This window comes from Corallococcus sp. CA053C (assembly GCF_003611675.1).
Lineage (GTDB): Bacteria > Myxococcota > Myxococcia > Myxococcales > Myxococcaceae > Corallococcus.
Genome location: NZ_RAWA01000360.1, coordinates 1 through 10,097, shown reverse-complemented (window position 1 = coordinate 10,097; position 10,097 = coordinate 1). Strand labels below are relative to the sequence as shown.

The following is a 10,097-nucleotide window of genomic DNA, read 5'->3' as shown; positions in this document are numbered from 1 at the left end:
GGCCCCACCCAGGGCACCGAGCTGAGCGCCACCGTGAAGGTCACCGGCCGTGGCGAGTTCCTGGTGAAGGCCGGCCAGTGGCGCTCCTGGGAGGGCACCCTCTCCAGCACCATGAAGGGCCCGGCCCGGCCGGCCGTGAACCTGCCCGTGGGCACCTACAAGGCCCGCCTCGCGCCCGTCAGCGCCCAGCAGGCCGCTCCCGCGCCGCAGGCCAGTCCCGAGCCCCAGGGCGCGCCTCAGGCCGCCCCGGAAGCCCCCACGCCTACCGCGACGCCGCCCGCGCCGTAGCCGGCGGCCCGTCCGACGCGCGCACCAGCCGCACCACGGCGTCCACCCACTCCGGGTGGGCGTTGAGGGACGGCACCAGCGTCAGCGACTCGCCCCCGGCCTCCACGAACTGCTCCCGCGCGCGGATGCCCACCTCCTCCAGCGTCTCCAGGCAGTCCGCCACGAAGGCCGGGCACATCACCGCCAGCCGCTTGACGCCCTTCGCCGCCAGCTCCGGCAGCACGATGTCCGTGTAGGGCTTCACCCACGGCGTGCGCCCCAGCCGCGACTGGAAGGACACGGTGTAGCCGCCCTCCGGCAACGCCAGTCGCTGCGCCAGCAGCCGCGCCGTGGCGAAGCACTGCGCGCGGTAGCAGTGCCGGTTCGCGTCCCCCAGCACGTCGCAGCAGCCCGCGGACGCAAGACAGTGCTTCCCCGTCGGGTCGCTCTTGCGCATGTGGCGCTCCGGCAGCCCGTGGAAGCTGAACAGCACATGGTCCGCCCGCGCCTCGGCGATCACCGGCCGGGCCACCGCCGCGAACGCATCCAGGAAGCCCGCGTCGTCGTAGAAGGCCGGCACCGCGCGCACGTTGGGCACGTCCCAGCCCTCCGCCAGCACCTCGTAGGTGCGCGCCAGCGACGACGACGCGGACGACGCGGCCTCGTGCGGGTACAGCGGCAGCACCGTGAACTCCGACACGCCCTTCGCCTTGAGCTGCGCGATGGCGTCCGGCAGGGACGGGTTGCCGTAGCGCATGGCGAGCGCCACTTCGTAGTCCGCCTTCAGCCGCTCCGCGACCGCCGCCTCCAGCGCGCGGCTGTACACCAGCAGCGGGGAGCCCTCCTTCATCCACACCTTGCGGTACGCCTCCGCGCTCTTCGCGGGGCGGAACGGCAGGATGAACAGGTTGAGCAGGAACCAGCGCCCCACGGGGTTGATGTCGATGACGCGCGGGTCGTTGAGGAACTCGCGCAGGTAGCGGCGCACCGGGCCTGACTCGGGCGCGTCCGGCGTCCCCAGGTTGACGAGCAGCAGTCCCCGCTTCGTGCTTGGCAAGCTCATGCGCGCAACCGCTCCGGCGGGAAGGAAGTCAGTGCAGCGAGTGCGGCAGCGTGAGCGCGAACTCCGCGATGCGCGCCTCGAAGCGCGTGCCGTCCGGGCGCACCATCTCGTAGGTGCCGCGCATCGTGCCGAAGGGCGTGCGCAGCATCGCCCAGCTCGTGTACTCGAAGCGCTCGCCCGGCCCCAGCTTCGGCTGGCGACCTACCACCCCTTCGCCCTTCACCTCGTCGATGTGGCCCTGGGCATCCGTGATGACCCAGTGCCGGGCGTGCAGCTGCGCGGGGGCGCTGCCCTCGTTGAGGATCTCCACCTTGTACATGAAGGCGAACTGCCCGGACTCGGGCGTGCTGCGCTCCGGCCAGAAGGTCGGCTCCACGGTGACGCGGATGCCATCGGTGGTGGCGGTGGACATGGCGGGAGACTTGGCAGCGACGCCCGCCCGATGCAAGCGAAACACAAGCCTGCTTCAGCTCCGCTCCTGCTCCCGCACCGGCGGCTCCGGCTGCTTCCCGGCCTCCGCCACCTCCGGCGGCTTGGGGAACACCAGCGACGCGAGGATGGCCACCACCAGGCACCCGGCGATGACCGCCAGCGAGATGCCAATGGGGATCTTGTAATAGCCCTCGATGAGCATCTTCACGCCCACGAAGCCCAGGATGACGCCGAGCGCGACCTTGAGCAGGTGGAACTTCTCCATCAGGCTGGAGACGACGAAGAAGAGCGAGCGCAGCCCCAGGATGGCGCAGACGTTGGACGTGTAGATGATGAACGCGTCCTTGCTGATGCCCAGCACCGCGGGGATGGAGTCCATCGCGAAGAGCAGGTCCGTGGCCTCCACCACCATCAGCACGATGAACAGCGGCGTCACCTTGCGCCGGCCGTCCTCGGTGATGAAGAAGCGGCTGCCGTCACCCTGGCGCGCCACCGGCAACAGGCGCCGGGACATCTTCACGATGAAGCCGGCCTCCGGATCCACGTCCTCGTCGTCGCCGGACTTCAACATCTTCAGGGCCGTGTACACGAGGAACGCGCCGAAGATGTAGATGAGCCAGTGGAACTTCGCCACCAGCGCCGTGCCCGCGATGATGAGCACCGCGCGCATCACGAACGCGCCCAGGATGCCCCAGAAGAGCACCCGGTGCTGGTGCTGCGGCGGCACCCGGAAGTAGCCGAACACCATCAGGAAGACGAAGAGGTTGTCGACCGACAGCGCGTACTCCACCACGTACGCCGTCAGCCACTCCAGCGCCGGGCCCTTGCCACCGTAGTGAAAGATGCCTCCACAAAACGCGAGGCTGATGCTCACCCACACGAGCGTCCACAGCGTCGCCTCCTTCGGCGACACCGCGTGTTCCTTGCGGTGGAACAGCCCCAGGTCCAGGGCGAGCATCGCCAGGACGAAGACGTTGAAGCCCACCCAGGGCCAGAGTGTTTCCGTCATCACGTGCGCCCGTTCCCGGTCCGAAGACGCCGCGCGAGCCGCGACACCCCGGGGGAGGTGCCGGCTCGCGCGTCCAGCCTGCTGCCTACCCCGGGAAGCGCCCCGGGGGCTACTCCCATTCCGTCGCGGGCCGGCGCAGCACCACCACGGAACGCCCCGCCGCCTGCACCTTGCCCCCCGCGGGCGTGTGCGTGCGCTGGGACTCGCCCGTGGCCGCCGTGTCCACCACCAGCTCCCAGTCCGCGCCCCACTCCAGCGCGGGCAGGAGGAAGGTGATGGGCTCGTGGTGCGCGTTGAGCAGCACCAGCAACGTGTCCCCGACGATGCGGTGGCCCTCGTCGTCCGGCGTGGCGATGGCGTCCCCGCCCAGCAGGAAGGCCAGGGAGCGCACATAGGGCTTCTCCCAGTCCTCCCGCTTCATCTCCTTGCCGTCCGGCCGGAACCACGCCAGGTCCTTCAGCTCGCTGTCCCAGATGTGGGCCCCGCGGAAGAAGCGGCGCTTGGAGAGGACGGGCTGCTCGCGCCGCAGCTTCGTGATGCGCGCGGTGAACTCCAGCAGCTGGCGCTGCTTCTCGTTCAGCTCCCAGTTCACCCACGACAGCTCGGTGTCCTGGCAGTAGGCGTTGTTGTTGCCCTTCTGCGTGCGGCCCATCTCGTCGCCCGCCACCAGCATGGGCACGCCCTGCGACAGGAAGAGGGACGCGAGGAAGTTGCGCTTCTGCTGTTCGCGCAGCGCGTTCACCTTGGGGTCCGTCGTCTCCCCCTCCACGCCGCAGTTCCAGGCGTGGTTGTCATTGGCGCCGTCCCGGTTCTCCTCGCCGTTGGCCTCGTTGTGCTTCTGGCTGTACGTCACCAGGTCGTGCAGCGTGAAGCCGTCGTGCGCGGTGACGAAGTTCACGCTCGCCGTGGGCTTCCTGCCGGACAGCGCGAACAGGTCGGAGCTGCCCGTGAGCCGCGAGCCGATCTCCGCCGCCTGCCGGTCATCGCCCTTCCAGTAGCGCCGGATGGTGTCGCGGTACTTGCCGTTCCACTCGCTCCACAGCACCGGGAAGTTGCCCACCTGGTAGCCGTAGTCCCCCACGTCCCAGGGCTCCGCGATGAGCTTGGCCCGGCTCAGCACCGGGTCCTGGTGGAGGATCTGGAAGAAGGCCGCGCGGGTGTCGTAGCCGTGCCTGTCCCGTCCCAGCGTCGTCGCCAGGTCGAAGCGGAAGCCGTCCACGTGCATCACTTCCACCCAGTAGCGCAGCGAGTCCGCCACCAGCTTCAGCGCGTACGGGTGCGTGGCGTTCCACGAGTTGCCGCACCCGGTGAAGTCCATGAAGTAGCGCGGGTCCTTCTCGCTGAGCCGGTAGTACGCGCCGGCATCCAGCCCCTTGAAGGACAGCGTGGGCCCCAGGTGGTTGCCCTCGCAGGTGTGGTTGTAGACCACGTCGAGGATGACCTCGATGCCCGCGCGGTGCAGCAGCTTCACCATCCCCTTGAACTCCGACACCTGCTCGCCCAGCGAGCCCGACGCGCTGAAGCGCGCATCCGGCGCGAAGAAGCCCAGCGTGTTGTAGCCCCAGTAGTTGACGCGCCCGCGCTGGGTGAGGAACGGCTCGTCCATGTACGCGTGGATGGGCAAGAGCTCCACCGACGTCACGCCCACCTTCTTGAGGTGTTCGATGGAGGCCGGGTGCGCGAGGCCCGCGTACGTGCCGCGCAGGTGTTCGGGGACGCGCGGGTGCAGCTTGGTGAAGCCCTTGACGTGCAGCTCGTAGAGGACCGTCTTGTGCCACGGCACTTCGGGCTTCCGGTCGTCCTCCCAGTCGAACCCGTCCGCCAGGATGACGCCCTTGGGTACGCCCCAGGCGTCGTCCTGCGTGTCCATCACGAGGTCCTCCTCCTTGCTCCCGTGCACGTAGCCGTGGATGGGGGCCTTGGGGTCCACCTTGCCGTGCAGCGCCTTCGCGTACGGATCCACCAGGAGCTTGTGCGGATTGAAGCGCAGCCCCTTCTTCGGCTCGTACGGGCCGTGGACGCGCAGGCCGTACAGGCACCCGGCGTGGACGCCCGGCATGTAGCCGTGCCAGACGTGGTTCGTCGTCTCCAGCAGCGGGAAACGACGGGTCTCCTTCTTCGGGTCGGCGGGGTCGAAGAGGCAGACCTCCACCTTCTTCGCGTGCTCGCTGAAGACGGCGAAGTTCACGCCGTTCCCGTCATACGTGGCGCCCAGGGGAAACGGCCTCCCTGGAAGCACCTCGGCCCTTCTCATCCAGTGCTCCTCTCCATCTCCAGCAACACCACCGGGAACTCCGCCAGGAGCGGCCCCAGGGCCAGCCCCTTGCCTCCCGGCCCCTGCTGGGGACGGACCTGACTCCCGGTGAAGACGTTGCGGAACATCATGCCCGCATATGCCTCCGGAAGGTCCAGGAACGTGCCGTCGTACGCCTTCGAAAGCCCCCCGGACTCCAGCGCGTCCAGGGTGTAACGCGGCGCGCAGGCCACCAACACCGAGTCACCGTGCGTCCGAGCGAAGCCCACCGCCGCGGGCGCCCGGGGCCCGGACAGTTCCAGGGCCACGTAGCCGCCCTGGCGGAACAGGTCCGCGTGCTTCTGGCGCAGCCGCAGGGACTCCGCCAGGACGAAGAGCTTCACCTGGCCGTCGTCCAGGTCCTTCGACAGCCGGGCGCAGAGGGCCTGGCGGTCCTTCGCCGCCTCGGCGTCCAGCGCCGTGAGCAGCCTCTCCCGCAGGGCGTAGTCCACCGGCCGGCGGTTGTCCGGATCCACCAGCGACAGGTCCCACAGCTCGCAGCCCTGGTACGTGTCCACCACGCCGGGCGACGCGAGCTTCAAGAGCAGCTGCCCCAGCGCGTTGTACTGGCCCGCGCGTTCAATGCGGCGCTTGAACGTGCGCACGTCGTCCAGGAATGCCTTGCCCGTCTTCGGGTCGAAGCACGCGTCCACGTAGCGCGCCATCGCGTCGTCATAGGCGCTGTCCGGGTTGGTCCACGAGGTGCGGACCTTGGCCTCCTTGATGGCCTTGCCCATGTATTCGCGCACGCGGCGGTGGAACTCCGCCATCTCCTGCGCGGACACCTGTTCGCCCATGGGCCACGCGCCCACCACCGTCTGGAAGAAGAGGTAGGTGTCGTTGGACGAAGGCGCAGGCCCCGAAGGCAGGTGCGAGACGAACGGCTGCGTCAGGTCCGCCCACGCCCGCGCCCGCTCCCGCCAGGCCTCTGGCAGCTCGGTGAGGACGTTGATGCGCGCGCGCACGTCCTCGCTGCGCTTGGTGTCGTGGGTGCTGGAGGTGAGCATGCTCGCCGGCCAGTGCGCCACGCGCTCCTCGTTGCGCTGATGGAAGAGGGTGGCGCGCATGCCGAAGTGCTCCGGCTCGCCGCCCACCTCATTGAGGCTCACCAGCCGGTTGTAGATGTAGAAGACCGTGTCCTCCAGGCCCTTGGCCATCACGGGGCCCGTCACCTGCTGCAGCTTCATCGCGAAGCGCAGCATCACGGCCCGCTCCTCGTCGCCCACGTGGTCCGGGTAGCGGCCCAGGAGGATGTCGCGCAGGAAGTCGAAGATGGACGCGTTGGTGGTGGGGTTGCGCTCCTTGGCGCGCTGGAGGGTCCACTCGATGTATTCCACGTCGCGCGCGTCCAGCTCCGCCCGCCAGCCGTCCACGTAGGTGCGGTAGACGGGGAACAGCGCGATGAACTCGATGAGCGCGCGCCGCAGGCTGTTGAGCGTGAAGTCGCGCGTGCGCCGGTTCATCTCCGAGATGCGGTTGAGCTCGTGCGACAGCACGTTGATCTCGCTCGCCATGGACACGCGCATGATGAGCAGCTTCTTCTGGTACACGAGCTCCGCGAAGTCCTGCGTGCTGCCCGCGAAGCGCTCGTACGTCTCCGTCAGGTGCGCCTCCGCCGCCGGGTGCACGAACAGGCCGCTCACCGCGTTGGCGAAGCGGTAGCCGGTGGTGCCGTGCACCGCCCACGCCTCCGGGATGCGCTCACGGCCGCCCTGGATCTTCTCCACCGACACGAAGAGCGCCTTGCGCAGCGGGCTGTCCGGCGTGCCCATGACCTCCGAGCGCCACTTCTCCCGCAGCAGCGCCTCCACCTGCGGCCAGCGCGCGGCCTGCCCCTCCTTCGGGTCCGCGTCGAACCGGGCCCGCGCGCGCTCCACGAAGAAGCGCTCCTGCAGATCCAGGAAGTAGGCGGTGGGGTCGAAGAGGCCGTCCGGATGGTCGATGCGCAGGCCGGTGACGCACCCCTCGCGCAGCCACTGGAAGATGAGCTGGTGGGCCTCCAGGAAGACGTCCGGGTCCTCCACGCGGATGGCGGCGAGGCCGTTGATGTCGAAGAAGCGGCGGTAGTTGATCTCCTCCCCCGCCACGCGCCAGTGCGCCAGCCGGTAGCTGCACTCCTGGAGGAGCGCGTCCAGCATGTCGAACGAGCGCACGTTGCCGGGGGTGCCGTTGAACGCGAGGACGTTCTCGTCCACGTACGCCTGCAGCTCCGGGCTGTCCGCCACCACCGCGGCGAGCCGGCGCTTGATGACCTCCTTCTCCCGGTGCCGCTCGATGACCTTCGCGCGGTCCACCTCCGTGCGCGGCGGCAGGTGCTCCAGCGCGGTGAGGATGGAGAGCAGCTCCACCAGGTGCGGGTGCTCCGCGCCCAGCTGCGTCCGCACCCGCTCCAGCCCCAGGCGCAGCACGCGCGCGTACTGGCGCGGGGCCACCGGCAGCTTGTGGTCGTAGTAGTGCAGGTGGAAGGCACCGGCCTCGAAGGACAGCTTCAGCTCCCCCCGCTCCAGCACGATGCCGTACTGGTCCCCGAGGATGGGCAGCAACACCTTGTCCGCCAGTTCGTCCTTCACCGGCCGCCAGTCGATGTCGAAGAACTTCGCGTAGACGGACGACGGGCCGTTCTCCAGCACGTCCAGCCACAGCCGGTTGTCGCGCTCGATGCCCATGTGGTTGGGCACCACGTCCAGCACCTGCCCCAGCCCGTGCTCGCGCAGGGCGGCGCAGAAGGTGGCGTGGTCCTCCGGCGTGCCCACCTCCGGGTTGAGCCGCTGGTGGTCCACGCAGTCGTAGCCGTGGGTGCTGCCCGGCGTCGCCTTCAGATAGGGGGAGGCATAGAAGTCGCTCACCCCCAGCCGCGCCAGGTACGGCACCGTCGCCATCGCGTCCCGGAAGGTGAAGCCCTGGTGCAGCTGCATCCGGTAGGTGGACAGCGGCGTGACGCGCCGCGACTCCAATTCGCGGCGCACCTGGGCGAACAGGCCCTCCGCCAGCCCCTCCACCGTCGTGTTCGTGCCATCCGCGTCCGCCTGCCGCGCGGTGCGCGCTCCTGCCTCGTGGCTGTCCTGGAACATGGGACCCTCAGGTAGGCCCGACGCGGCGCGTCCGCCAGAGCGCAGATGCCTGTCCGCCCCCTTTTCAACGCTCCAGGGGCCGCGAGTCGCAGGGGAAAAAGCTGAGGGCCCGTCCCGCGCGATGCGTGACGAGCCCCCGGGGTCCTTCGGAAGACCAGCGTCGGCCCCGATGGGCCCTTCGCCAATCAGCTCAGCTGCTTGTTCACCAGCGAGGTCATCTCGAACATGGTGACGTTCTTCTTGCCGCCGAAGATGGGCTTCAGCTTGTCGTCGGCGTTGATCTGCCGCTTGTTCTTCGCGTCCTGGAGGTTGTTCTTCTTGATGTAGGCCCAGAGCTTCTTCACAACCTCGGTCCGGGGCAGCGGCTTGGGGCCGACGATCTCCGCGAGCGCAGCGGAAGGCGTCATCTCCTTCATGAAGGACGCGTTCGGCTTACGAGCGCCTTCGGTCTTCTTCGCGGCGGACTTCTTGGCGGCGGGAGCGGCAGTGGTCTTCTTCGCAGCGGCTTTCTTGGCGGCCATTCGTCTTGTGTCTCCTCCCCTCCGAAGGGGACGTTGCACGGCGTGCTTGCGTCTTCAAGCTAGAGCCGATGGCGCGTAGTAGCACGGCCAAGCTCGAAAAACAGTGCCCATCGCGTGCTTTTTCCCTCGGGAAACGCCCGAAGCGATGGGTTCGGAGGCTAGAACTCGGCCCCGCAGCGCATTCTTCCCTCGGGAGCGGAAGCCTCGTGATGCGTCCGGAGCCCTAGAAGCCGGCCCGGCAGCGCGTTTTCCCTCGGGGATTGCGTCAACGAACGCGTCCGGAGGCGGATTGCCGGCCCCGCGCCCGCGCGTTCCCTCGGGGACACCGCCCCATTTCGGCGGTGGACGGGATGTGTCTTTTCGGATGAAACAGCGCCCATGAATGCCCTCATCACCGGCGCCGGCGGCTTCCTGGGGACCTGGCTCGCGCGCGCGCTGGTCGCTCGCGGCGACCGTGTTTCATGCCTGTTGCGCCCCACCACGGACACCCGCGAGCTGGAGAAGGCGCTCGAAGGGCACCCCTGGCAGCGGGTGGTGGGGGACGTGACGGACCGGGCCTCGCTGGATGCCGCGGTGCGGGGCGTGGACGTCGTCTTCCACCTGGCGGGCATCCGCCGCGCGGCGAAGAAGGACGAGTTCCTGCGCGTCAACGCGGGCGGCACCCGCCTGTTGTGCGAAGCCCTGGCCGCCCTCCCCGTCACGGAAGGCACCTCGCGCCCCCGGCTGGTGATGTGCGGGTCGCTGGCCTCGCACGGCCCCTCCACCCGGGAGCGCCCCCATGTAGAGGAGGACGCCTTCCATCCCCATGAGTGGTACGGCGAGAGCAAGGCGGAAGCCGAAACCATCGCCTTCTCCTTCCAGGACCGGCTGCCCGTCACCGTGATTCGCCCGCCGCGCATCCTGGGCCCTGGAGACCGGGAAAACCTGTCGTTCTTCAAGATGGTGAAGCAGGGCATCCGCCTGGAGCTGGCCGGAGGCCCCCGTCCGCTGTCCCTGGTGGACGTGGAGGACGTGGTGGACCTGCTCATCCTCCTGGCGGAGAAGCCGGAGGCCGTGGGGCAGGCGTTCTTCTGCACCTCGCCGGAGCGACTGACACTGGAGGAGATGCAGGACCTGGGGGCGAAGGCGCTGGGGTACCACCCGCGCACGGTGCGCATGCGCCCGGCGGTGCTGACGGCCCTGGCGACGGCGGCGGACGGGGTGACGCGGCTGACGGGCCGCAAGCTGCCCCTGAACCGGAAGCTGGCGCGGCAGCTGCTGGCGCCGGCCTGGACGTGCTCGGGGGCCAAGGCCGAACGGCTGCTGGGCTTCCGGCCGCGAAGGAACCTGGCGGAGTCCATCACTCGCAGTGGTGAATGGTATCGCGCGCAGGGCTGGTTATAGACCCATGCGTCCAAAGGGTGGGCCCCCCGGCCCGCCCCCGTCCGGCATCGTTGACCGG

7 protein-coding genes and 1 pseudogene are annotated in these 10,097 nt (G+C 69.1%); 2 read left to right on the top strand and 6 right to left on the bottom strand.

Translation table 11 applies throughout. The features are described 5' to 3' along the window. Positions 1 to 288, top strand: a pseudogene (locus D7V97_RS44910) (hypothetical protein); the annotation flags it as partial. Here the strand turns inward: D7V97_RS44910 and hemH are convergent. From hemH to D7V97_RS33385, 6 genes are all read right to left on the bottom strand, one after another. Then, a complete protein-coding gene (gene hemH / locus D7V97_RS33410) occupies positions 263 to 1,330 on the bottom strand; it encodes a ferrochelatase (RefSeq protein ID WP_120614668.1) in 1,068 nt (355 codons plus the stop codon). The pseudogene D7V97_RS44910 and the gene hemH sit on opposite strands and share 26 nt — an antisense overlap. Before the next feature lie 28 nt (positions 1,331 to 1,358). Then, complete coding sequence (gene apaG, locus D7V97_RS33405; RefSeq protein ID WP_120614670.1) at positions 1,359 to 1,742, bottom strand: Co2+/Mg2+ efflux protein ApaG; 384 nt, start codon at positions 1,740 to 1,742, stop codon at positions 1,359 to 1,361. 54 nt (positions 1,743 to 1,796) lie between these two features. Then, on the bottom strand, positions 1,797 to 2,771 hold the full coding sequence (locus tag D7V97_RS33400) for a TerC family protein (RefSeq protein WP_120614667.1): 975 nt from the start codon (positions 2,769 to 2,771) through the stop codon (positions 1,797 to 1,799). 109 nt (positions 2,772 to 2,880) lie between these two features. Further along, positions 2,881 to 5,025 (bottom strand): glycogen debranching protein GlgX, encoded by a 2,145-nt coding sequence (gene glgX / locus D7V97_RS33395; protein WP_120614666.1) that lies wholly within the window; start codon positions 5,023 to 5,025, stop codon positions 2,881 to 2,883. After that, positions 5,022 to 8,135 carry a malto-oligosyltrehalose synthase gene (gene treY / locus D7V97_RS33390; protein WP_199729022.1) on the bottom strand — a complete coding sequence of 1,038 codons (3,114 nt, stop codon included), beginning with the start codon at positions 8,133 to 8,135 and terminating at the stop codon, positions 5,022 to 5,024. Before treY ends, glgX begins: the two co-directional genes overlap by 4 nt. A gap of 185 nt (positions 8,136 to 8,320) precedes the next feature. Further along, the gene (locus D7V97_RS33385) at positions 8,321 to 8,656 is read right to left on the bottom strand and encodes an SWIB/MDM2 domain-containing protein (protein ID WP_120614665.1); all 336 of its coding nucleotides are present in this window, start codon (positions 8,654 to 8,656) and stop codon (positions 8,321 to 8,323) included. Between the two features lie 378 nt (positions 8,657 to 9,034). On the opposite strand from D7V97_RS33385, the gene D7V97_RS33380 reads away from it, so the two are divergent. Continuing rightward, positions 9,035 to 10,039, top strand: a complete 1,005-nt coding sequence (locus tag D7V97_RS33380) for an NAD(P)-dependent oxidoreductase (protein ID WP_120614664.1) — start codon at positions 9,035 to 9,037, stop codon at positions 10,037 to 10,039. The last annotated feature ends 58 nt before the right edge of the window (positions 10,040 to 10,097 follow it).

Coding starts and splice junctions, on each gene's coding strand:
- glgX (WP_120614666.1), bottom strand. CDS start 5,025: ATGAGAAGGGCCGAGGTGCTTCCAGGGAGGCCGTTTCCCCTGGGCGCC.
- D7V97_RS33385 (WP_120614665.1), bottom strand. CDS start 8,656: ATGGCCGCCAAGAAAGCCGCTGCGAAGAAGACCACTGCCGCTCCCGCC.
- treY (WP_199729022.1), bottom strand. CDS start 8,135: ATGTTCCAGGACAGCCACGAGGCAGGAGCGCGCACCGCGCGGCAGGCG.
- D7V97_RS33380 (WP_120614664.1), top strand. CDS start 9,035: ATGAATGCCCTCATCACCGGCGCCGGCGGCTTCCTGGGGACCTGGCTC.
- D7V97_RS33400 (WP_120614667.1), bottom strand. CDS start 2,771: ATGACGGAAACACTCTGGCCCTGGGTGGGCTTCAACGTCTTCGTCCTG.
- hemH (WP_120614668.1), bottom strand. CDS start 1,330: ATGAGCTTGCCAAGCACGAAGCGGGGACTGCTGCTCGTCAACCTGGGG.
- apaG (WP_120614670.1), bottom strand. CDS start 1,742: ATGTCCACCGCCACCACCGATGGCATCCGCGTCACCGTGGAGCCGACC.